The sequence below is a fragment of the Vibrio sp. YT-19(2023) genome, from assembly GCF_033337395.1.
In genome coordinates this window covers 153,377-175,087 of record NZ_JAWOQN010000001.1, presented here as the reverse complement: position 1 = coordinate 175,087, position 21,711 = coordinate 153,377, and the positions used below count along the sequence as shown (strand labels likewise).

The window sequence follows — 21,711 nt, the reverse complement described above, 5'->3', positions numbered from 1 at the left end:
TGATTTTGGGAGTTAGGAACGATTAATCGTTCGATTCTTTACCAAGAAGGTTTTTGTAGATAACCGCACCAAGCACGCCACCCACAATAGGAGCAATCCAGAACAGCCATAGCTGAGAAACCGCCCAGTCACCCACATATACTGCGACTGCCGTGCTACGAGCAGGGTTTACTGACGTATTGGTGACAGGAATGCTGATCAGGTGAATGAGAGTCAAACACAGGCCAATTGCGATAGGTGCAAAGCCTTGTGGCGCACGTTTGTCTGTTGCACCCATAATGACAATCAGGAACATCATCGTCATGACAACTTCAGTCACAAGTGCAGCGATCATCGAGTATTGGCCTGGAGAGTGTTCACCATAACCATTGGCGGCAAAGCCAGAACCCACAACATCGAATCCTGCTTGTCCAGATGCAATAACGTAAAGCACGCCACCTGCGATAAGCCCGCCGATCACCTGTGAGATGATGTAGGGAGCAACGTCTTTTGTCTCAAAACGACCGCCAGTCCAAAGGCCAACTGTCACTGCAGGGTTCAAGTGACAACCTGAAATATGACCGATAGCAAATGCCATCGTCAGAACGGTTAAACCGAATGCCAAAGAAACGCCCAACAGACCAATACCCACTTCAGGGAAACCCGCAGCCAACATCGCGCTACCACAGCCGCCCAACACTAGCCAGAACGTGCCAAAAGCCTCAGCCAAATACTTATTCATGTTCTTTCCTGATCTTTAATTAAATGACCCGCTGAACATAGTCGAGAATTGTCAATAAATTGTGAGGGAGATCGCGCAAAAACCGCAAATGGAACGCTATGTGGCAAGAGTTCTCAAGGGTGAGATCAAAAGCAGAGGGGGGAAGTGCTAAATCTTGAGTTTGCTTTGATTACTGCCTCGGAGAGAAACAACCGAGGTACTAACTTTAAACGTGTGGTCTAGAGTCGCGTTACGTCAATTGTTCTAATTCAGTGATGTTGTCGAGTGCTTCTTGATTGGTGTTGCCGCATACAATCGGACACGGTTTAAAATCGTGACAGACTTTGGGGCGTTCAGGCTTACCAAATAGCTTGCACAAATTGTCGTCGTTGAGTTGCACACAACGAACACCTGCAGGTTTGCCCCTTGGCATTCCAGGTATTGGTGAAGAGATACTTGGCGCAATACAGCACGCTCCACATCCTAATCGACAATCCATAATGTAAACCTCTTAAAAATTAAGGGGCCAATTATGGTCATTTTGACGTGGATTGGAAGAGTGAAGAAAGAAAAAAACAAAAGGGCGCGCTTAACATTACGCTCCCTTTTTGGTTTTTTGCTTTTAAATCATCGTGATTATTTTAAGAAACGGTTATAAACAAACAACAGAATAAATGCGCCTAGTGTTGCGGTAATGATACTACCAATGTTGACGCCAGTTGCTCCGCCGAAACCGAGAATGCCGCCAAGGAAGCCACCTACAAATGCCCCTGCAATACCAAGTAACATTGTTGCAATCCAACCGCCCCCATCTTTTCCTGGCATGAGCCATTTAGCAAGTGCGCCGGCGATTAAGCCCAAAATAATCCAAGAAATAATACCCATGAAAACTCCTTAATGCCTTCTTGATCAATTGAGTAATGGAAACTTGTTTAAGGATAGAACAGTAAAACGAAAGTAGTTGAATATCTCCACCGTTATGTGGGAAGGATGCAAGATCTTCTCAAAACTTGAACTTTTGCGTTGAGAAGAGTATAAATCGCCCCCTAAATTCCCTTGGTGAGACCTGAAGTATGAGCACTCCATTTTGGCAAAGTAAATCGTTAGAGCAGATGACAGAAGAGGAATGGGAATCTCTCTGTGATGGTTGTGGCAAATGTTGTTTGCATAAGCTGATGGATGAAGATACTGATGAAATCTACTATACCAATGTGGCCTGTAGCTGGCTGAACAGTAAAACGTGTTCGTGTAAGGATTACCCAAACCGTTTCACTTCGGGTGAAGAGTGCACCAAGCTGACCCGAGAAGACATCGACGATTTTACTTGGTTGCCACACACGTGCGCTTACCGTCTGTTGGCTGAAAAGCAGCCTTTACCAGAATGGCATCCGTTGATTACAGGCTCTAAGTCCGCAATGCATGCGGCAGGGGAAAGTGTCCGTAACAAAGTTGTTTACGAGATTGATGTGGTGGATTGGGAAGACCATATTTTAAATCATCCCAACCGTCCTTAGTCGAATACAAACAAGCCTTTCATTGATTAAATGAAAGGCTTGTTTGCTATTGGGGCTCCCAACTTTGACGTCTCGCTAACGAAATGCTGCTCAGTTTATTATTTAGTGTTGTAAACTTAGGAGTATGATTTCAACGCTTTACACTTCTATTCCTGATTGTTTTGATCAGGATTGTTCCCTATGAGGTAAACATGACGTTTCATTTCCCCCAGAAACTGCGCCTGACATCTTGGGTGACATTATTCGCACTTGCCGTCATTATGTTCTCCCCAATGGCTGTTCATGCGACTGCTACTGACGATATCCAAGAGCCTTCTGCTGCCGAAATCTCGATTGACAACTTGAACCGAGAGATTGTGGATTTATCCCAAAGCCTCTCGCAAGCGAGTGGCGACGAGCGTGATGCCCTTCAACTGCAACTATTCCAAAAGAATGAAGAATTAAGAAGCCAGTTAGCGTCAGCGATTGAACGTGAAACTATCTCTCGCGACAAGCTGATCTTGCTAGTTAAAAAACAAGAACAATACTCTGAGGATGCGACGAACTATCTATCGGAAAAAATAAAGAAAGTCGTCGAGGATTTAAATAAGGCTAAGGATGAAGAGAAGCTTGCTCTTGTTAATGATTATCGAGAGCTACAGCGTTATCTTGATGTTAGCTTCGATTCGAGCTGGCAAAATCTCGCTTGGTTGAAGGAGCTAGGGGCCCAAAACGAGCGCGCAGAAGCGGAACTAAAAGATAAAATTGATAAACGTATGCGCTTACTGTCTGCTTCAATTGAGTACTTGAGTCAGCAAAGTGAGATCATTGGCTCCCAACTTTCGTCTAGCCCAGAGTCGGAAAAAGCGTCGTTGCAACTTAGTCAGCTCATTACTAAACAAAGGCTAAATATTGCGACAGAAAGCTTACGCAACCTGATTTCAATTGGTGATAAAGTCGGTTTAGAAACGTCTGAATACAAACGCCAAATTTTTGAAGTGACGGGTAATATCACCCATGATTTACTGAATACCAAAGTTGTGTGGTCAATACTGAGTCACTGGTCCAACTCGGCACTGGATTGGTTTGCCGAGAATGCACCGCAGCATATCTTCCAGTTGTTTGTTTTTGCGCTGATTTTATTGATCGCTCGCGGACTGGCTAAGTTAACTCGCAAAGTCGTCCGTAAAGCAGTTGCATCGAAAAACTTAAAACTTTCCCACTTGATGCAGGACTTCTTTATCTCGATGTCCGGCAAATTCGTGTGGGTGATCGGTATCATGGTGGGCTTATCTCAGCTTGGTTTGAACCTAGCGCCAATCCTAACCGGTTTCGGTATTGCTGGTGTGATTATTGGTTTCGCGTTGCAAGACACGTTATCCAACTTCGCGGCGGGTATGATGCTGCTTATTTATCGCCCATTTGATGTTGGTGATTTTGTGTATGCTGGCGGTGTGGATGGCAAGGTAAGCCATATGAGTTTGGTGAACACCACAATCCGTACGTTTGATAACCAAATTATTATTGTTCCTAACAGCAAAATCTGGGGAGATGTTATTAAGAACGTCACGCATGAACGCATTCGCCGCGTGGATATGGTGTTTGGCATTGGCTATGCGGATGACCTCTTAAAAGCGGAGTCAGTATTGTCTGATATCATTACCTCTCACCCTTCGGTACTTCGCACTCCAGAGCCAATGATCAAAGTTCATACATTAAATACGTCTTCTGTAGATTTTATTGTGCGTCCTTGGGTAAAAACGGATGATTACTGGGATGTATACTGGGATGTGACAAAAGAAGTGAAACTACGCTTCGACCGAGAAGGTATTTCGATTCCTTTCCCACAACAAGATGTGCATTTGCATATGGTGGAGAAGCAAGACGCTTAATCACAGGTCCTAACAAGTGAAAGGCACTCTAGGTAGAGTGCCTTTTTTGATCTTCGGTTAGCGTTATTGTTACAGTTCGTCGAAGAACACCAGTTTCGGCTCGCATTCTAACAAGTTGTCGATCTGGCTAATCAAAAGAGCAAAGTGTTCTGTTTTACCATGAAGCTCAAATGCTTGTTGGTTTTTAAATTGCTCCTGAAAAACGAAGTGGCATGCATTGTCTTTATCTTGGAACAATTGATAACGAACGCAACCTTCTTCATTGCGAGTAGGTTCAAGCGCTTGGGTAAGTACCTCTTTCAACTCTTGTTCTTTTCCCGGTTGTGCATGAAAGGTAGCCGTCAAGTGCATCATAATGTTTACTCTTTTTGTTATAGGTAACGCCCTTGGCGTTGCAGGAACTCAATTTTGTAACCATCAGGGTCGGTTACAAAAAAGAACGTTGCTAAATGCTTTTGTTGATGGTCAAAGGCTTTGATGTCACCAGTTTCAATGCCGAGAGATTTAATGCGTTTGTGGGCTTGTTCAATGTCCTCCACGCTGACGGCAAGGTGGCCGTAGCCTGAGCCGTGAGTGTAGGGCTCACTTTGGTCGTGATTGTGCGTCAGTTCCAATTCAAAGCCAGTTTCTTGGTTGGCTAGATAGGTTAGAGAAAAGCCATCAAAGATGTATTGATCAGCGACTTCTAGTTCAAGTACGTCACAGTAAAATTGTAGAGAGCGGTCCAGATCACTTACTCGGATCATGGTGTGAATCATTTTTGTCATGGGTACTCCTTGATAGTCCGCATAGGTTAGCGATTTCAAAAGGAGTCTGGGTAGTACTCTAGTACGACAAATTAGAAGATGCTCAAGGGGTTATAATACGGATACATAGCTTAGGATGGTTATTGGTCGGTTGGTTGCTATTAACTGTTAAGTTGCGCAAGTGCTTGACGAGTGGTCTCTTGAGGTTGGCGAGCGTACGTGAGGCAGGCGCATCTGAGTAAGGAGGCAAAGTTGTTCACTTCACCATTGTATTCGAGTGCTTCTTGATAAACAGTGCTTATGAATTTAGGAACCGTCATGTTTTGAGCACTAGCGATTTCCTCAAGAATTGTCCAAAAGCTCGCTTCAAGTTTTACACTGGTCGCGTGACCATCAATACGGATAGAGCGGGTGATGAACTGATAGTTGTCTTGGGGTTGCTTAGCAAAGATTTCGCACATTTTCTTTATTCATATAATTAAAGACCCATAATTATTGTGGTGTACGATTTAAAACGTCAACTGTTTTCATGCATAAAAAAACGCTCCCTTGCGAGAGCGTTGAAACATCACGAGTTGTGAAGTAAGTGCAAGTTGATTATTTAATTTGTTGCTTCAAGTACTCGCCTAGTTGCGAGTGGTGCATGATTTTTGATACCGGAAGGATAGTTTCTGCAGGTCCCCAAGCAAATACGTTGACAGGAGTATGCGTATGAGTACCCGTCCCCCATACTGTGTTTTGTTTTGTTGCATGCTCACGCGCTAGCAAGTTGCCACGGTCGTTGTAAGGAAAGAAAGCATCAAAGTCATTGATTGTCGGTACGTTCTCTTCGCTTAAGTATTTGTGTCCAGCGAGTCGGTATGGATTTGGTTTACTTGCTAATACGCGTTCTGCTTGCTCAGGCGTAATCGAAAAATCGCTATTTGCGTTCACGACTTCCGCAAACTTCTCTGGAGTTTGCTCTTTCTTATCAAGCACTTGGAATTCACTGATCATGCCGTAGTAACTTTTCTTTTGGTTGTATAAACCATCGAGGATCTCGAACTGACCAAAGTTGAAGTTTGGCGCGTAATCCTGATTTTTGAATGCTTCGCCGTCGCGTTTTTGTGGTTTAGGCAAGTTTGCTGATGAGTAGCTAAAGCCAAAAGAGCCGGTTTCGTGGTCAGCAGTAACAATGATCAGGGTGTCATCACGGCCTTTTGCCCACTCATAAACTGAGTTTACCGCTTCATCGAATTTAAGCATTTCATGCAGCATCGTACCTGCATCGTTACTGTGGCCAGCCCAGTCAATTTGACCGCCTTCAACCATCAAGAAAAAACCGTCTTTGTCTTTTGAAAGAATGTCGATTGCTTTGGTGGTCATTTCTTTCAGCGATGGCTGCGTGCGTTTTGGATCGTTTTTGCTTTGACTGTAGGCAATACCATCGTTCATGCCCGAGTAAGCAAAAAGTCCAAGTAATTTGTCACCTTTAGCTTGTGTGAGCATATCGCGGCTGAAAGCTAAGCTATAGCCTTGGTCTTGCGCTTCGGCAAGCAAGTTGCGTTCGTCTTTGCGTTTCGATTTTAGGTAGACATTACCTTGAGTGAGCTTTTCAAGTTGCTCGTATGTCTCTCCCTTGTCGTTTGTCGACTTTGGAATCCAATGACGAAGTCCCCCAGACATCATCACGTCTACGCCTGTTTCGAGCATATCCGCCGCAATACTGTTTTCTAGGGAGCGATGTGGTTGATGAGCGGCAAATGCTGCTGGCGTTGCGTGGGTCATACGCGTATCAGAGACGAGCCCAGTTGCTTTACCTTTACTTTTGGCTTTTTCCAAAATAGTTTCGACATGGTTGCCTTGGCTATCAATGCCAATGACTTCAGAAGCGGTAGGGATTCCTGTCGCTAGCATCGTAGCTGAGCACGCAGAGTCGACGACAATTGCGTCTTCTGGATTGGTCAGTGATGATCCAATCACACCTTCTTGAGCGAGTTTGTATAACGCTGTGCTTTCGCCTTTGTAAACCGAGTTAGGTGCGTGTTTTGCGTAGGTCTCGAGTAAACCAACTTGTTGAGGACCCATGCCGTCGCCGATCATCAAAATGACGTTTTTGATTTCAGCTGAGAGTGCGTTGAAAGAGAGGGTAGATGCAGCCACTGCCGTAACGATTGGAGATACTAAGCGCTTCATTATATTTTCCTTGTTTATTGAAAGCGCAGGCATTAAAGCAATGATTTATGAAGGTTTTGTGTCGGTAATAAAAGTTTAACCAAATTGTCGTTTTTGTTTGGTTTTGCAGAAAAAATGAGTCGCTCTCTAACGTTCGTTAGTTTGGAAAGAAGAAAGCCCACAAACGTGGGCTTGGATTACGCTTAGGAGTTGAAAGCATGGACTAAAGTTATCCATTCAGTGCCTTCACAAGAAACCTAGTTTAGGGAGCAATAAACGAGCATGTATTATCGGGCCACAAGAGCGGTCGAATTCACTTACGTTTGCATCATATCGTTCTTTGGCTTATTAAATTATGGGCTGCAGTAAGTGTTTGGTTCAAATAGGATTTGTTGTCGTGACGATTATCAGACTGGTTATCAGACTAATGCCAGTATGATGCCACCAACGGTAAGTGCCGCAGAAAGGTATTGACCCGCAGAATATGAGCCATCCTCTTCTTTCTCGATTTTATCGGGGTGATCCATGCCAAGAGCACCATGCGTGAAAGATTCGACCTTTTCACCAACAGATTTATCTTCTGCTTCTATTTTCTTGCTGTCGTGCTCGATTTGTTGCAGAGCGGCAAGTAGCGCTTTGCCTTCGGTCGAAAGCGTCACCTTATTGTGTTCGACTTTCAGCGGCGAAGCACTAGTTTCTTCTTGTGCAATACTTGCTTGTTTAGAGGCGACAGATTGTTTGGCATAGCTATTAACAGAAGTGCTTCCTACTGGATTCATCGAATACTCCTTGGAACATCGACACTCGGTCACTGAGTGCGGGTAAAAAGCAGTTATATTTTTATCGGCGGCAAAGTTTATTTCTGAAGCTATTTGGATAAAAACAGGTCTGCTTTTGCCGCTTCTAGTTTCTATTGGTGATCTTTAGCAAAAAATAGACCAGCAGGAAGCAGACCGTTGTCACTCTATGAACTCGGAGCGGTGTGATGATGCAACGCAACGACAAGGTAGTAACTTAAATTGAAGACCAGCTACTTACATTGAAGATCGTTATTGCGTTTAGTTAGATGTTGATATGCCGCCATGCGGTGAGCATCTTGTACATACCGTACTGGTGGTGCGAGAACCTCTAACTGATAGTCTGTATTATCAGAAAGCACGTTATCTGTTGGGCTAATTACAACCACTTTTAAGCTCGGGTTGCGGCTTAAGATTGATGCTGCCGTACCCAACCCTTGCTCGGTGTGAAACTTGCCCGCAACATGGACAATCTGAGCGCCTGGGTTGTCGTCTAGGTAGCTAACGATAGATTCCGCCATAGTTTCATCCCAAGTAACTTGAGCTGCAAACTGTTTTTCCGTCTGCTCTGGCTTACCGTGATGCATGGATGCCATGAACTTTTCTTTGTACGGACTACTACCAGTGTTGATGGCTTGTGCAATGAACATTCGCTGATCATCATCGAGCTTGTTAATGTAATCTAGCCCTTGTCGACCAATGCATCGAACAATGCTCTTTGGTGCATTTGCTGCAATGACCGGGAGATTTTTCTGCTTAGCAAACTCCACGAGAGGGCGATAGTCGCTTTCATAATTGGGCCAAGCGTTGGCTTGTTTCATTAAGTACTGTTCGCCGATCTCCCCACGTAGGTAAGCGTCAACAACAGGTTGTTTGTCGCGGGTAAATTGTTCCATAGATAACGCGAGTGAGCGGTCGTAGGACGTAAGTTGTTTGAGCATATCGGTTTGAAAGCGATGAACGCCGGCGTGTGTGTGCCATTCACCAATAAGAATGACATCTGCTTGTTGCAGCTCAATTGGCAGTTTGCTTAGAGCGATATGCTCGCCAGAAGGGGTGTATAGTTGGTAGTCGTAAAAACTAGTGACTTCCGCTGAGGTTGCGTGAGAGTTGGTTTGCGTATATGAAGAGCAACCAGTAAGTAAGCCTGCAAAGAGCAAGCTCAAAGTAGAAAAGCGCATTGAAAAGCCTCCAAAAATGTCCGGATGATATTAATGGAGGCTGAGCAATGAATCAATATAAATGATAACTATTTGCGTTTGTTGTTTTTTTTGACTTATTAATTGAGTGTTTTTTTGCGATATACACGCAACATAAAATCAGCCTCACATTGGAAAAGTGTAGCGGATTTCAACTCTTCACGAAGAGCATCGGTTGCTTTCCATGCGAATGGCGTCATTTGCAATAAATCGATTGCGGCTCCGTTTTTCAAGTCCATAACATAGTTAAGATGCTGCTGGTGCTCTAATTCAAACCCTTCAATATGTTCTGGTTCTTCATTGTGAAGACGAACTTCTTGATAAATGCGCTCACGCAGTTGGTATAAGTGGCGGCTAGCAGGAGTAACCGTGACAACAACGCCGTCGTTTTTTACAACGCGCTGCAGCTCCTCAGCTTTACACGGGGCATAAATGCGCAAAATGGCATCTAAGGATTCATTTGCGAAGGGAAGTCGGTGACTAGAAGCCACACTAAAGTTGCAGTGCGTGTAACGCTTCGCCGCGTAACGAATGGCAACTTTGGAAATGTCTAAGCCATAAATCGTGGCATGGTTCGCTTGTGTTTCTATCGTCTTTTGTACTTGATCTGTGTAGTAACCTTCACCACAACCAATATCTAATAATTGATGGGTGCTCCCCTCAGTGTATGTTGCACACAGCTGCGCCACTTCTTGGCGCATTGGGTTGTAGTAATCTCCTTCGAGGAATCGACGACGAGCTTGCATCATCTCTTTGTTGTCACCAGGATCTTTAGAACGTTTGTGATGCGCTGGCATCAAGTTAACGTAGCCTTCTTTTGCTAAGTCAAACTGATGATTGTTTTCGCACTTAAACGTTTTTTCATTTAACGCTAGAGCTTGGTGGCATAGAGGGCATTGATAGTTCATGACGATCTCGAACAGAAAGTAGGGCGGCAAATTCTATCAAAAAGCATGGTCTCAAGTGAAACAAAAAGAGCCGACTGGGTCGGCTCTTATTAAGTATTAGTGGAAGAAGTCGACTTGCTCTTTCAAGTTTCGTGCTTGTTGTTGAAGTTCAATGGCACTTTGCGAGGTTTTTGCGCTCGTGTTGCGGCTTTCTCGGTTAAGTTCACTGATAGAATGGGCATTTGCTGCAATTTCTTGTGAAACTTGAGCTTGTTCTTCTGAAGTCGCTGCAATGGCGTCGGCTTGAGAGGCTATCGACTGCACTTGTACTGCGATGGCTTCTAATGCTGTGCCCGCGTCTTGTGCTTTGTCCAAGACCTGGTTTGCACTGCGTTGGCTGTCTGTCATCATATTAACTGCATTATGAGTCGACCCTTTTAGTTTCTCGATAATTTCCACGACATCCTGAACTGAGCTTTGGGTTCGGTGCGCAAGTGTGCGCACTTCATCTGCTACAACTGCGAAGCCACGGCCTTGCTCACCTGCTCGTGCTGCTTCAATGGCGGCATTCAAGGCAAGTAAATTGGTTTGCTCAGCAATTTCATCAATCATTTTAGTGACGGTTTGAATACTCTCGCTATCGCGATTTACTTGCTCGATAGCCGTTGCTGATTGATCCAATTGATCGTTAAGTTGAGCAACGTCGATACATACGCCTTCAACAATCGCGAGACCAGATTGACTATCAGTATTTGCTGAGCGTACGTTTTCCGCAATGCTTTCGACTTGTTGTGCGACAGATTGAGCGGAAGAGGCCATTTCTTCAATCGCTGTCACAACTTGCTCGACTTCTTGTTGTTGTCGGTCGGCTTGGGTCAAATTGCTATGTGCATCGTTGGCAACGCTGGTGGAGTTGCTCTCCACTAAGTCGCTTGTTGAACGGATCTTACCAACGAGTTCATTGAGCTGACTTGCCATACTGGCGACACCCGAGCTCAGGTTCGTAATTTCATTCTTTGATGCTTTACGAGACGCTGGAATGTTCAAGCTGACTTCGCCGCCCGCTAAGCGAGTCATGTATGAGTTTAGAGTCGTGAGAGGTTGTAAGCTGCGATTCAAGAAAAGCGTCAGTACAACAAAAGTAATGATTGCCGCTACCGAAGAAATGATGGCAATGAGTGTGAGAAGCGTGTCGCTACCTTTTGTAACTTCTTTGATAAACGTACCGCCTAGCAGTTTCCAATTCCAACCTGGAACCTCTGTGTAGACAAGATACTTTTCGCCTACGTTACCTTGGTACTCGAAAGGGTAGCGAATTAATCCACTAGATTGTTCGAAAATCTGACCAAAAGGCTTGTGACCATTGTAGTCGGCGACTTCTAGTATTGACGAATCTGAGCCGCTTTTTGCTGGATGAAGTAGGTATTTACCAAGATTGTTGTCGTCGTTATCAACGATAATGGTGTAACCAGTGTCGCCCCATTTTATCTCTTCGAGTGCATCGAATAAGGTTTGTGTCGCTTGGTCTACTGGTAAGCCAATAAACGATAGGCCTGCTACCTTTCCTGTCGCATCTTTGATTGGGGCATAGTAGGTAATGTAGCGCTCGCCATACAATTTAATTTGAGCGTAATACGGTTGTCCTGCTTTAAGTTGCTGATAACCAGGATGGTTGATGCCTAGCGTGGTTCCGACCGCTCGCTGACCTTGTGGATCTTTTAGGGAGGTGGACACCCGAATAAAGTCGTCACCCAATGGTGCGAATAGCGTTGCTATAGCGCCGGTATCACGTGTGAAACTGTCGACCAACTTGGTGTCATTAATTAAGCTTTCACTGTATTGAGTGATGTTTGGTACTTCATGTCCCATGAAGTCAACCGTGTAATTTTCGACATAGACACCGGCAAGGTAGCCATTGCGAAAAGTAGATTCGAGGACTTTAGCGGTGTGCAGGTAAGCATCGAATTGGCCAGCAATGGTTTTTGCCATTGATTCTACTTTAGATTGGTGTTCTTTCAGTGTGCTTTCCAATAGAACATCGGAAGCGTTGCGGTAAACAAGCGCTGCAATACTGCTGAAAGCAATGAATAGACACAAAGTGATCACCAGTTTCAACTGGAATCCGACACTTTGATTTCGGTATCTCTCTAACATAGACTAATTCCTGATATTTTTATTATTTATGAGTTTTGTATCGGTATGCTATCGGTTTATATGATCAATTTTTTTGATATTTATTAATGAAACCGTCAAAAGTGACCAGTAACCAATAAGTTAGTAAAGATAGGACCATCTAAGCAGAGCTTTTATTACAAAAAAAGCCGGGTATCCCGGCCTTTATATGGTGATTCTTACTGCGCTGAAATGACAGTGACAAGTTCATGTGTCTCACCTGGTTGGAGGGTTTGACCTTGCTCAATACTTGGTGCATGAACAGTAGACTCCACACACAACATGGTTTGATAACCATCGTCAGCCATGTCACCCATGCTTTGCGCACCTTCTGCCCAAGGGTTCCATAATACTGCTGAGTTGTGGCCTTGGTTGTGTACGCTTAGCGTACGATCCAATACCGGGTCTTTTACCAAAATTTTCGCTTCTGGTTGCGTGTAAACGCGGTCAATGGTGTCAGTTAGTTGTAGAACATTACCACCTTGGCATACCGCATCAGCTTTCAAGCTATCAATGTACTCGGCACCCATGCCTGTCGTTTGTGCTTGCTTAATGTCTCCAACGTTTAGGTAAGTATGTAATGCGCCAGAGAAGGTCCAAGCCTCGTCATCAATGTTCATGACTTTGAGCGTCACTTTTAGCTCATCGCCCACTTCAATCACCAAACGAGCGTCAAACATATGGGGCCAAATATCGTGGATTTCTTCTGTCGGGAACAGAGCAAGTTCAACAATCACACCGTTATGGTTCTCACGATGTTCAACCAACTCCCATTCTGCGGTGCGGGCAAAGCCGTGAGCTGGAGCAGCAATACGCCCAAACCAAGGCCAACAAACCGGAATACCACCGCGAAGAGCAGCTTTACCATCGAAGACAGCTTTTTCGCTCATCCAGATCAGATCTTCTTGACCTTTAGGCGTGAACGACACGACATGACCACCGTGTAGCGAGATGCCTGCCGTTGCTTTGTCATGAATCACGCGGACGATTTTTATCTGATCAACTTCAACGATAGTGACGTTATCAGATAGCACCGTTAGGGCTGGGAGAGTTTTTAAATCCATGTGTAGTTTCCTATCGCTGGGGAGAGCTTTTAGACGCGCTTCGCACATTAAATGCAACATCGAGCCTGTATTCTCTCAAATTCCAGATACAAAAAAGGCGACTCTAGAGCCGCCTTTTCTTTAACGAAGTTATTCGCTAATTACTAACTTTCTAATTACTTAGAGATGTGAGCGATTAGGTCTAGAACTTTGTTTGAGTAACCGATTTCGTTGTCGTACCAAGATACAACCTTAACGAATTTGTCAGTTAGCGCGATACCAGCTTTAGCATCGAATACTGAAGTGCAAACTTCGCCGATGAAGTCTTGAGATACAACTGCATCTTCAGTGTAGCCTAGAACGCCTTTTAGTTCGCCTTCAGAAGCTTCTTTCATCGCTTTACAGATGTCTTCGTAAGAAGCACCGTTAACTAGGTTAACAGTTAGGTCAACTACAGAAACGTTAGCAGTTGGTACGCGGAAAGCCATACCAGTTAGTTTGCCGTTTACTTCTGGAAGTACAACGCCTACAGCTTTAGCAGCACCAGTTGAAGATGGGATGATGTTTTGAGAAGCACCACGACCACCGCGCCAGTCTTTAGCAGAAGGACCATCTACAGTTTTTTGAGTTGCTGTAGTTGCGTGAACTGTAGTCATAAGACCAGATTCGATACCGAACTTGTCGTTAAGAACTTTAGCGATAGGCGCTAGACAGTTAGTAGTACAAGAAGCGTTAGAAACGATGTCTTGACCAGCGTAAGTGTCGAAGTTTACGCCGTTAACGAACATTGGAGTAGCGTCTTTAGAAGGACCAGTTAGTACAACTTTTTTCGCGCCAGCAGTGATGTGCTTACGTGCAGTCTCGTCAGTTAGGAAAAGACCAGTTGCTTCAGCTACAACGTCAACACCGATTTCGTCCCATTTTAGGTCTTCAGGGTTGCGCTCTGCAGTAACACGTACAGTTTTACCGTTAACGATTAGGTTACCGCCTTCAACTTCAACAGTACCGTTGAAACGGCCGTGAGTTGAGTCATACTTAAGCATGTATGCCATGTAATCTACATCGATAAGGTCGTTAATACCTACTACTTCGATGTCGTTGCGCTCTTGCGCTGCACGGAATACGAAACGACCGATACGGCCAAAACCGTTAATACCTACTTTGATAGTCATTATAGTTGCTCCACAACTTAATTTCTGATTAAAGATAACTGGTAGTAAAATTACAGAATCCAGTAAACATCTGCAAGTGATAATCGGACTTAACTTGTTTAAAGTCAAAAAAAAGCGACGCTTTTTTTTAACAATTCTTTGCAAATGTACGTTTTTTAAACTTTTAACTGATTCTTCTGTAGCCCAGTTGGCGTAATATAACTGGTGAGATAAGTGCTCTTATCAAATTAATTACGCATGGTGTCCTGGTGAGAAAGTATGTGCTACAACTGTTAAGAGAAGCAAGTTTTTTGCTAAAAAAGTCAATACCAAGAACAGTAAATAAGGAGCCGAAAGTCGTGGAACAAAGCGGGAAAAAAGTGACGAAGTCAGATGAACAGTGGCGTGAGCAACTGTCTGATGAAGAGTTCCGTGTTTGCCGAGAGCAAGGTACAGAGCCTCCTTTCAGCGGTAAGCTACTGCATAATAAGGAAACTGGTGTTTATGCTTGTACTTGTTGTAATGCCCCTCTCTTTGTCTCTGATAACAAGTATGACTCTGGCTGCGGATGGCCAAGTTTTGATGCGCCTATCAACGATCAAGCGGTGCGCTATTTAGAAGATCTAAGTCACGGAATGGTACGTACAGAGATTCGTTGTGCAACGTGTGATAGCCATCTAGGGCACGTTTTTGAAGATGGCCCACAGACCACAGGAGAGCGTTTTTGTGTTAATTCTGTGTCGTTAATTTTCAACAAATCAGAATAATAACGACAAAATTGTGCTCGAGATGTTTTATCCTTTCAGGATGATTCATGCTCAACGGTGATCTGAGTGTCGCTCGACTTAAATAAAAACTCCCGCTCATTGCGGGAGTTTTTCGTTTATATCTCACTGGGTATCATTGCTGGGGAATAGATACCTTTCTCTATGGCTTTCGCCACCGATTCGGCTAATTCATCCAACTGCTTATATCGCTCTGGATGACTGAAATTGAACATACGTTGGAGCTGCTTTTCATCAGCAAGCGGTACGTCGAATCTCTTCGCGACCATTGCCCATAGATACGCTTGCTCTTTGTCTCCAAGCCCCTGATGAATACTTGCCATTGACTTGAGAATGACCGGATTGATGTTGTCTTCATCAGATAAAGACAACGCGTTATTAAGAAGCTCCAGGGTTTTCTTGGTATCTCGGTTGGTATAAAAAGTGGCTAATGCATATTGCATCTCAGCATTATTTAATTGGGGAGACCCTTCCATTTGTAAAAATGCGCGCCGAGCTTGAGTATCTCCCGTTTGAGACCATAAGAAATACAAAGTAGCCGGGTCTTCTGAGCCTTTTAACTCGTTTACAATGCGCTCTAGCTCATCAATACTGTGTACCAATGCATTAAAGCGTTGTCTTTTGAGAGCACTTTGATCAATAGGGGTGATCTGGGAGGCGAGTTCTAAGCATTTCCTATATCCAGCGACCAGACCGTATTCGATGATTTGGTTGGCCTCTGATGGGTTTTTCAATTGCTCAAACCGATGCCAAACCAAATTTGTTCTTGGAATTCGACATTGGCCGTCATCCATATTGAGCTGCTCGCAACGCAGCTCTGGTGTTTTTTGGCACAACTCTTCGGTTGTCACGTTACCTTCAAAACAGCCCGATAGCGCAAAACATGCGAGGCTGAGAAGTAACCAGTTTGTTCTTTTCATGGCTTTGCTTGTGATCCGTTACACCAATTCATTTTCGTATTCTTGACTCAGTTTCTTAACCCGTTATGTTCTGTAAATAGAATGTAATAAGAAGGTACACTATGGACGCAGAACAACTATTACAAGCGATGACTCCAGAAGTTTATGATCGCTTAGTCTATGCAGTAGAAACGGGAAGATGGCCTGAGGGTACAACACTTTCTAAAGAGCAGCGAGATTCGTGTATGCAAGCTGTGATGTTGTATCAATCAAAACATAATACTGATGCGCAGCATATGACGGTTGCAGCCGGTGGTGAAATCAGTTTTAAATCAAAACAAGAGCTTAAAAAACAATTCAGCGGAGAAGAGAGCGATATTGTTCGTGTCAATCCGAACATTGATTAATCCTTACGCCTTATTTCTCAAAATTTTATTATTTTGATTTTGAAAGAAAAAAGCCCAAATTGTATTGGGCTTTTTAGATCGCAGAAAGCTTGAACTTACAGGCTCATTTCACCACGCAGTACTTGTTGCATTCTCGCTTTTACTTCTTCGTAAGAAAGGTTTTGGCTTAGAAGGTAGTGTAGTTTTGCCAGCGCCGCTTCGGGCGTCATGTCAAAGCCACTGATAACACCAGAGTCTGCGAGAGCACAACCTGTGGCATATCCGCCCATATTCACTTTACCTGCCAAACACTGAGTTAGGTTTACGACAATAACGCCGCGCTCAGAGGCTTCTTTCAGGTGACCAAGCAGCTCAGGGTTTTGAGGAGCATTGCCGACACCAAAAGTCAGAAGAATCATCGCATTCACGGGCTGACGAAGCGTGTTGCGGATAACTTCGTGTGAAATACCAGGGTACATGGTGATCACACCGATTGGTTGTGGCGTGATGTTGTGAACCTTAAACTCACCTTCTGGTTGTGCACCAACGGTTACGCTGTTGCTAACTTGAATATTGATCCCAGCTTCCAATAGTGGAGGAAGGTTTGGTGAAGTAAAGGCATTAAAACCGTCAGCATGAGATTTTGTGCTGCGGTTACCACGCATCAATTGATTATTGAAGAACAAAGTTACTTCGTTGATCGGGTAGTTTGCCGCAATATGTAGCGCGTTTAATAGGTTTGCTTGGCCGTCAGAACGCAGCTCTGCGAGAGGGATTTGTGAACCCGTTACAATCACTGGCTTACCAAGGTTTTCAAGCATGAAAGACAATGCGGACGCTGTGTACGCCATGGTGTCAGTACCATGTAGGATAACGAAACCATCGTATTTGTCATAGTTGTCACGAATATCATTCGCAATCTGCTGCCAGTCAGCAGGTGTCATATCTGATGAGTCAATCAGAGGGTCGTATTCGTGGATGGTGTAATCCGGCATTTCAGGACGATGGAATTCGGGCATGCTTGCTAATTGCTTTTCCATAAAGCCAGCAACAGGCACATAGCCGTGGTCGGATTTTTGCATTCCGATGGTACCACCGGTGTAAGCGATGTAGATGTGTTTTCTAGTCATCGTTTTTTCTTTCGTGTAGGGGAACAGAGGCGGGGATTATATACCTAAATAACCTTGAGATGCGAGGCTATACGCACAGCATCAGAAAGTCATCTGAGGAGATGCAAAGCCTAATAAAAAGGGCACTTCAAGTAGAAGTGCCCTTTGTAATATTGATGGAAAAACTACTGCACTTGGCAGTTCAAACAAAATGCGTATTGACCTTTAGGATCGTTGAAGCTTTGGAGCAAGCTTGCGTCTTGTTCGAATTGTTGAGCTACGGGTTGAAGACTTTTTGGTAGCAAGCTTGTAGCATCAATACCTAGAGAGACTTTCACCTGTTTCATAAACTCTTGTAGAAATAGTTCAGTAGGTGAAAGAGGCTCTTCTACCCAGTAAATGCCATAATCGGTCACGTTCGCTAGTTTCGCCGCTAGCTCTACAGCATCATCAAAGTCACCCATTTGATCGACAAGACCAAAGGATAGTGCATCTTGGCCAGTCCAAACTCGACCTTGAGCAACTTTGTCAACTTCCTCTAGAGACATATCGCGATTCTCGCCAACTAGAGAAATAAAGCGCTTGTAACCGTGTTCGATACCTAATTGGAACACTTGAGACGCGCCCTCAGAAAGGCCAGTGGTAATACCGTCACCTGAGAACGGCGATGTGCCAACGCCATCAGTATTAATACCTAACTTGCTAAAGCCTTTTTCAAACGTGGTGATGACACTAAATATACCAATGGAGCCCGTCAGGGTTGTTGGCTGAGCAACGATTTTGTCTGCGCTCATTGAAATCCAATAACCACCAGAAGCGGCCAAACTCGACATGGATACAACAACCGGCTTACCTGCTTGCTTCAGAGCTTCTACTTCGTTACGAATCACTTCAGAAGCAAAGGCACTGCCTCCTGGACTATCTACTCGTAATACGACCGCTTTCACTTTTTCATCATTGCGTGCTTGACGCAGCAAGCTTGCGACCGTGTCACCACCAACAGTTCCGCGAGGTTGTTGACCGTCCATAATCGCGCCACTGGCTAGAACAACGGCGATGTCGTGTTGAGGTAGTGTGTAATCAGGACGAATCGTTGCAAGGTAGTCGTAGTAACCAATCGCGTTGTAGCTGTCTTTGCCGTCGCTACCAAACTGTTTTGCAAATAGAGTGCGAATGTCTTGGCGTGTCGCGAGTTCATCCACTAGCCCCAATTTGACTGCGAGCTGAGCAATATCGCCATTTACAGACTTCATCTCGTTAATCAGCTCATCCATGGTTGGATTAAGCACTTTCGCATCAATGTTTCGGTTTGTTGTTACGTCATCAACAAAAGCACTCCATAATTGAGTAACCCAACGTGTTGCTGACTCTTTCGCCGCATCGGACATGTCATCACGAATAAACGGTTCGATAGCGGATTTATAAGTACCTACGCGAAAAACATGAGTAGAAACGTCAAGCTTTTCAAGTAACGTTTTGTAGTACATTGAGTAAGCGCTGTAACCTTTAATCAATACACCACCATCAGGTGCCAGATAAACTTTATCGGCGTAACTTGCCAAGTAATATTGGCTTTGGTTGTAGAAATCACCTACGGCGTAAACGGGTTTGCCTGACGCTTTAAATTCGTTCAACGCTTTCGCGATGTAACGTAGTTTCGTGAGATTTGTTTCTGGCATGTCTCGCAGTGCTAGCACTAATCCAGACACTTTAGGATCGTCTTTCGCGTAGCGAATAGTATCAACGATATCGAAAAGGACGTTTTCTTTCGGTAACTCATTACCCAAAAGGGAACCAGCAAAAGAGTCCATTGGGTTTACATAACGTCTTTGTTCGACAATTGGGCCTGAAAGGTTCATCACCAATGCCGATTCTTTTTCGACGACAGGTTGACCGTCTCCGGTATAAGTAAACGCAAAGTAGAAAACGGCAATCATCAGCAAGAAAATTAGGTTTGCCAGTGCGAGTCTGATGAAAGTGATACTTTTCCATATCCCTTTAAATATCAAACCAATAAATTTGAAGAGTTTTTTCATCTTGTCTCCATAACGAGATAGTTACGCCGAGTCTAACAAAGTATGGGTTCTTATCTCTAAGATCTCAAAAGATAACATTTTTTTAGCTTATCACGACCACTCAACAATTGGCATATTTTCACACGAGATTGATCGGTGTTACAAAAATGTAAACGCTTGTTTGATTTTTTGGTTGAGCAGGCTTAATCTGGTCAGACCATGATAATAACAATGGATGTTAAGTGATGTCTGCCATGTACCCAAACCTATTAAAGCCACTGGACCTCGGTTTCACACAATTACGAAACCGAGTTCTGATGGGATCAATGCACACGGGCTTAGAAGAGCACAAAGAAGGATTACAGAAGCTCGCTGCTTTTTATGAAGAACGCGCGAAAGGCGGTGTCGGACTGATTGTAACCGGAGGTTTTTCTCCTAACTTACGCGGTCGTTTACACCCGTTGAGTGCTGAATTCAGCAAGCCAAAACATGCTAAAGCCCATAAAGTTGTGACAGAAGCGGTGCACAAGCACGGTGGTAAAATTGCGTTGCAAATTCTCCATGCTGGGCGTTATGCAATGCATCCATTCTCGCAAAGTGCATCTGGCATTAAAGCGCCAATTGCAAAGTTTGCTCCGAGTGAAATGAGCGACCGCCAGATAAAGAAAACCATCGACGCGTTTGCTAATAGTGCGGAGTTAGCACAGCTTGCTGGTTATGATGGCGTCGAGTTAATGGGCTCGGAAGGTTACTTGATAAACCAATTCTTATGTAAACGTACTAATATGCGTTACGACGAATGGGGTGGCAGCTATAAAAAACGTATGCGTTTTCCGCTAGAAATTGTTAAAGCGGTACGCAAGGCGGTAGGTGACAAGTTCATCATCATCTTCCGTCTTTCTATGCTGGATCTTGTCGAGCAGGGCAGCACTTTTGAAGACGTTATCGAATTGGCGAAAGCACTTGAAGAGGCTGGCGTCACGATTATTAATACGGGTATCGGTTGGCATGAGGCTCGAATTCCGACTATTGCGACTCAAGTACCACGCGGTGCGTTTACATGGGTTACGGAAAAAGTTAAACCTCACGTTTCGGTTCCTATTATCACTTGCAACCGTATAAATACGCCAGATGAAGCAGAACGTATTTTATCTTCCGGTCATGCCGACATGGTTTCGATGGCGCGCCCATTCTTGGCCGATCCTTACTTTGTTGCTAAAGCCGAACAGGAAAAAGCGCAGCTTATTAATACGTGTATTGGTTGTAATCAGGCGTGTCTAGATAACGTGTTTAAAGGTAAGCGCGCCAGTTGCTTAGTGAACCCTCTAGCGTGCTATGAAACCGAAATTGTTGTTGAACCAGCCTTTAAAAAGAAAAACATTGCAGTTGTTGGTGCTGGACCTGCGGGCTTGGCTTGTGCGACCACACTGGCTGAACGTGGCCATAAGGTTGATTTGTTCGAAAAGAACGACCGCATCGGTGGTCAGTTCCGTCTTGCGATGCAGATCCCTGGTAAGGAAGAGTTTCGAGAGACGATACGATATTTCGCTAACCGTATTGATGAAACAGGCGTGAATCTGCACTTATCGACGGAAGCGAACTATGACTTACTCACAGAATACGATGAGATAGTGATGGCATCGGGTGTTGAGCCACGTAAAGTCAATATTGATGGAATTGATAACCCAGAGAAAGTCGTCGACTATCAAACTCTCATTCGAGACAAAACGCCAGTCGGTGAGAAAGTGGCTATCGTTGGTGCTGGTGGCATTGGCGTAGATGTCGCGACCATGCTCACAGAGCCAGTTGGACAAACGTTGGATGACTGGTTGCATGAATGGGGAATCGACAAGGAGATGTCTCAGCCGGGTGGTTTATATCCTTACCCTGATGCAGTCAGCGATAAAGAAGTCTGGGTACTTCAGCGTCGTAAAGGTCGTGTAGGTAAAGGTCCGGGTAAAACGACAGGTTGGATCCATAAACGTACCCTTGAAAAACGGGGCGTACATTTAGTCGGTGGCGTGTCTTACGATAAAATTGATGATCAAGGTTTGCACATTCATGTAGACGGAAGCGCGCAGGTACTTAATGCAGACAAAGTGATCATTTGTGCTGGACAAGAGTCTGTACGTCCGTTTGAAGATAAATGGTCTGAACTTGGAGAGAAGATTCATATCATTGGCGGAGCTGACCATGCGGGTGAACTTGATGCTGTGCGTGCGATTCGTCAAGGTGTTAAATTGGCGGTAAAACTCTAGCCTTTTAATGTGTATTTACCATAAA

Annotated in this window: 21 protein-coding genes; 5 read left to right on the top strand and 16 right to left on the bottom strand. The window is 44.4% G+C overall.

Annotation, left to right across the window (positions count from 1 at the left end; all coding sequences use genetic code 11):
- Nucleotides 1–22 precede the first annotated feature (22 nt).
- The 3 genes from aqpZ to R7E78_RS00775 all read right to left on the bottom strand — a co-directional run bounded on the left by aqpZ (nucleotide 23) and on the right by R7E78_RS00775 (nucleotide 1,585).
- The gene (aqpZ, locus tag R7E78_RS00785; RefSeq protein WP_262640487.1) at nucleotides 23–721 is read right to left on the bottom strand and encodes an aquaporin Z; all 699 of its coding nucleotides are present in this window, start codon (nucleotides 719–721) and stop codon (nucleotides 23–25) included.
- A gap of 229 nt (nucleotides 722–950) precedes the next feature.
- Nucleotides 951–1,199, bottom strand: a complete 249-nt coding sequence (locus R7E78_RS00780) for a YkgJ family cysteine cluster protein (protein ID WP_213891758.1) — start codon at nucleotides 1,197–1,199, stop codon at nucleotides 951–953.
- A 137-nt stretch (nucleotides 1,200–1,336) separates the two neighbouring features.
- The gene (locus tag R7E78_RS00775; protein ID WP_005380625.1) at nucleotides 1,337–1,585 is read right to left on the bottom strand and encodes a GlsB/YeaQ/YmgE family stress response membrane protein; all 249 of its coding nucleotides are present in this window, start codon (nucleotides 1,583–1,585) and stop codon (nucleotides 1,337–1,339) included.
- Between the two features lie 188 nt (nucleotides 1,586–1,773).
- Here R7E78_RS00775 and R7E78_RS00770 point away from each other — a divergent pair, with 188 nt between their 5' ends.
- Together R7E78_RS00770 and R7E78_RS00765 are read left to right on the top strand one after the other, a co-directional pair.
- Nucleotides 1,774–2,214 carry a YcgN family cysteine cluster protein gene (locus R7E78_RS00770; RefSeq protein WP_005384948.1) on the top strand — a complete coding sequence of 147 codons (441 nt, stop codon included), beginning with the start codon at nucleotides 1,774–1,776 and terminating at the stop codon, nucleotides 2,212–2,214.
- A gap of 191 nt (nucleotides 2,215–2,405) precedes the next feature.
- Nucleotides 2,406–4,085, top strand: a complete 1,680-nt coding sequence (locus R7E78_RS00765; RefSeq protein WP_005380681.1) for a mechanosensitive ion channel family protein — start codon at nucleotides 2,406–2,408, stop codon at nucleotides 4,083–4,085.
- A gap of 69 nt (nucleotides 4,086–4,154) precedes the next feature.
- Here R7E78_RS00765 and R7E78_RS00760 read toward each other — a convergent pair whose 3' ends face one another.
- From R7E78_RS00760 to gap, 10 genes are all read right to left on the bottom strand, one after another.
- Nucleotides 4,155–4,439 (bottom strand): putative quinol monooxygenase, encoded by a 285-nt coding sequence (locus tag R7E78_RS00760; RefSeq protein ID WP_258478072.1) that lies wholly within the window; start codon nucleotides 4,437–4,439, stop codon nucleotides 4,155–4,157.
- A 17-nt stretch (nucleotides 4,440–4,456) separates the two neighbouring features.
- Complete coding sequence (locus tag R7E78_RS00755; RefSeq protein WP_005380685.1) at nucleotides 4,457–4,852, bottom strand: VOC family protein; 396 nt, start codon at nucleotides 4,850–4,852, stop codon at nucleotides 4,457–4,459.
- Between the two features lie 140 nt (nucleotides 4,853–4,992).
- On the bottom strand, nucleotides 4,993–5,292 hold the full coding sequence (locus R7E78_RS00750; protein ID WP_005384938.1) for a ribbon-helix-helix domain-containing protein: 300 nt from the start codon (nucleotides 5,290–5,292) through the stop codon (nucleotides 4,993–4,995).
- A 136-nt stretch (nucleotides 5,293–5,428) separates the two neighbouring features.
- Nucleotides 5,429–7,006 (bottom strand): alkaline phosphatase, encoded by a 1,578-nt coding sequence (locus R7E78_RS00745; RefSeq protein WP_262640485.1) that lies wholly within the window; start codon nucleotides 7,004–7,006, stop codon nucleotides 5,429–5,431.
- 398 nt (nucleotides 7,007–7,404) lie between these two features.
- Entirely contained in the window at nucleotides 7,405–7,764 is a 360-nt protein-coding gene (locus tag R7E78_RS00740) for a hypothetical protein (RefSeq protein ID WP_005380688.1), read from the bottom strand.
- Between the two features lie 251 nt (nucleotides 7,765–8,015).
- Nucleotides 8,016–8,963 (bottom strand): ChaN family lipoprotein, encoded by a 948-nt coding sequence (locus tag R7E78_RS00735; RefSeq protein WP_047104404.1) that lies wholly within the window; start codon nucleotides 8,961–8,963, stop codon nucleotides 8,016–8,018.
- Nucleotides 8,964–9,061: 98 nt separating this feature from the next.
- Nucleotides 9,062–9,889, bottom strand: coding sequence for a 23S rRNA (guanine(745)-N(1))-methyltransferase (gene rlmA / locus R7E78_RS00730; RefSeq protein WP_005380691.1), 828 nt, complete (start codon nucleotides 9,887–9,889; stop codon nucleotides 9,062–9,064).
- A 96-nt stretch (nucleotides 9,890–9,985) separates the two neighbouring features.
- Entirely contained in the window at nucleotides 9,986–12,022 is a 2,037-nt protein-coding gene (locus R7E78_RS00725) for a methyl-accepting chemotaxis protein (RefSeq protein ID WP_086046942.1), read from the bottom strand.
- 197 nt (nucleotides 12,023–12,219) lie between these two features.
- Nucleotides 12,220–13,104: a D-hexose-6-phosphate mutarotase gene (locus tag R7E78_RS00720; RefSeq protein WP_005380695.1), complete on the bottom strand. Its 885-nt coding sequence runs from the start codon at nucleotides 13,102–13,104 to the stop codon at nucleotides 12,220–12,222.
- A 155-nt stretch (nucleotides 13,105–13,259) separates the two neighbouring features.
- A complete protein-coding gene (gene gap / locus R7E78_RS00715) occupies nucleotides 13,260–14,255 on the bottom strand; it encodes a type I glyceraldehyde-3-phosphate dehydrogenase (protein WP_005380697.1) in 996 nt (331 codons plus the stop codon).
- 338 nt (nucleotides 14,256–14,593) lie between these two features.
- Between gap and msrB the strand changes: the two genes are divergently transcribed.
- On the top strand, nucleotides 14,594–15,001 hold the full coding sequence (gene msrB, locus R7E78_RS00710; protein ID WP_005380698.1) for a peptide-methionine (R)-S-oxide reductase MsrB: 408 nt from the start codon (nucleotides 14,594–14,596) through the stop codon (nucleotides 14,999–15,001).
- Nucleotides 15,002–15,117: 116 nt separating this feature from the next.
- Here the strand turns inward: msrB and R7E78_RS00705 are convergent, their stop codons facing one another.
- A complete protein-coding gene (locus R7E78_RS00705) occupies nucleotides 15,118–15,939 on the bottom strand; it encodes a DUF2989 domain-containing protein (protein ID WP_047104411.1) in 822 nt (273 codons plus the stop codon).
- Nucleotides 15,940–16,040: 101 nt separating this feature from the next.
- On the opposite strand from R7E78_RS00705, the gene R7E78_RS00700 reads away from it, so the two are divergent.
- Nucleotides 16,041–16,325 carry a YeaC family protein gene (locus R7E78_RS00700; RefSeq protein ID WP_005380700.1) on the top strand — a complete coding sequence of 95 codons (285 nt, stop codon included), beginning with the start codon at nucleotides 16,041–16,043 and terminating at the stop codon, nucleotides 16,323–16,325.
- A gap of 95 nt (nucleotides 16,326–16,420) precedes the next feature.
- Here the strand turns inward: R7E78_RS00700 and ansA are convergent, their stop codons facing one another.
- Together ansA and sppA are read right to left on the bottom strand one after the other, a co-directional pair.
- Nucleotides 16,421–17,434: an asparaginase gene (ansA, locus tag R7E78_RS00695; protein WP_054577621.1), complete on the bottom strand. Its 1,014-nt coding sequence runs from the start codon at nucleotides 17,432–17,434 to the stop codon at nucleotides 16,421–16,423.
- A gap of 164 nt (nucleotides 17,435–17,598) precedes the next feature.
- A complete protein-coding gene (gene sppA, locus R7E78_RS00690; protein WP_005380705.1) occupies nucleotides 17,599–19,449 on the bottom strand; it encodes a signal peptide peptidase SppA in 1,851 nt (616 codons plus the stop codon).
- Nucleotides 19,450–19,673: 224 nt separating this feature from the next.
- On the opposite strand from sppA, the gene R7E78_RS00685 reads away from it, so the two are divergent.
- A complete protein-coding gene (locus R7E78_RS00685) occupies nucleotides 19,674–21,686 on the top strand; it encodes an NADPH-dependent 2,4-dienoyl-CoA reductase (RefSeq protein WP_005380708.1) in 2,013 nt (670 codons plus the stop codon).
- The last annotated feature ends 25 nt before the right edge of the window (nucleotides 21,687–21,711 follow it).

Bases quoted from the DNA above. Each gene is read 5' to 3' on its own strand.
- aqpZ (WP_262640487.1), bottom strand. From the start codon at position 721: ATGAATAAGTATTTGGCTGAGGCTTTTGGCACGTTCTGGCTAGTGTTG.
- R7E78_RS00780 (WP_213891758.1), bottom strand. From the start codon at position 1,199: ATGGATTGTCGATTAGGATGTGGAGCGTGCTGTATTGCGCCAAGTATC.
- R7E78_RS00775 (WP_005380625.1), bottom strand. From the start codon at position 1,585: ATGGGTATTATTTCTTGGATTATTTTGGGCTTAATCGCCGGCGCACTT.
- R7E78_RS00770 (WP_005384948.1), top strand. From the start codon at position 1,774: ATGAGCACTCCATTTTGGCAAAGTAAATCGTTAGAGCAGATGACAGAA.
- R7E78_RS00765 (WP_005380681.1), top strand. From the start codon at position 2,406: ATGACGTTTCATTTCCCCCAGAAACTGCGCCTGACATCTTGGGTGACA.
- R7E78_RS00760 (WP_258478072.1), bottom strand. From the start codon at position 4,439: ATGATGCACTTGACGGCTACCTTTCATGCACAACCGGGAAAAGAACAA.
- R7E78_RS00755 (WP_005380685.1), bottom strand. From the start codon at position 4,852: ATGACAAAAATGATTCACACCATGATCCGAGTAAGTGATCTGGACCGC.
- R7E78_RS00750 (WP_005384938.1), bottom strand. From the start codon at position 5,292: ATGTGCGAAATCTTTGCTAAGCAACCCCAAGACAACTATCAGTTCATC.
- R7E78_RS00745 (WP_262640485.1), bottom strand. From the start codon at position 7,006: ATGAAGCGCTTAGTATCTCCAATCGTTACGGCAGTGGCTGCATCTACC.
- R7E78_RS00740 (WP_005380688.1), bottom strand. From the start codon at position 7,764: ATGAATCCAGTAGGAAGCACTTCTGTTAATAGCTATGCCAAACAATCT.
- R7E78_RS00735 (WP_047104404.1), bottom strand. From the start codon at position 8,963: ATGCGCTTTTCTACTTTGAGCTTGCTCTTTGCAGGCTTACTTACTGGT.
- rlmA (WP_005380691.1), bottom strand. From the start codon at position 9,889: ATGAACTATCAATGCCCTCTATGCCACCAAGCTCTAGCGTTAAATGAA.
- R7E78_RS00725 (WP_086046942.1), bottom strand. From the start codon at position 12,022: ATGTTAGAGAGATACCGAAATCAAAGTGTCGGATTCCAGTTGAAACTG.
- R7E78_RS00720 (WP_005380695.1), bottom strand. From the start codon at position 13,104: ATGGATTTAAAAACTCTCCCAGCCCTAACGGTGCTATCTGATAACGTC.
- gap (WP_005380697.1), bottom strand. From the start codon at position 14,255: ATGACTATCAAAGTAGGTATTAACGGTTTTGGCCGTATCGGTCGTTTC.
- R7E78_RS00705 (WP_047104411.1), bottom strand. From the start codon at position 15,939: ATGAAAAGAACAAACTGGTTACTTCTCAGCCTCGCATGTTTTGCGCTA.
- R7E78_RS00700 (WP_005380700.1), top strand. From the start codon at position 16,041: ATGGACGCAGAACAACTATTACAAGCGATGACTCCAGAAGTTTATGAT.
- ansA (WP_054577621.1), bottom strand. From the start codon at position 17,434: ATGACTAGAAAACACATCTACATCGCTTACACCGGTGGTACCATCGGA.
- sppA (WP_005380705.1), bottom strand. From the start codon at position 19,449: ATGAAAAAACTCTTCAAATTTATTGGTTTGATATTTAAAGGGATATGG.
- R7E78_RS00685 (WP_005380708.1), top strand. From the start codon at position 19,674: ATGTCTGCCATGTACCCAAACCTATTAAAGCCACTGGACCTCGGTTTC.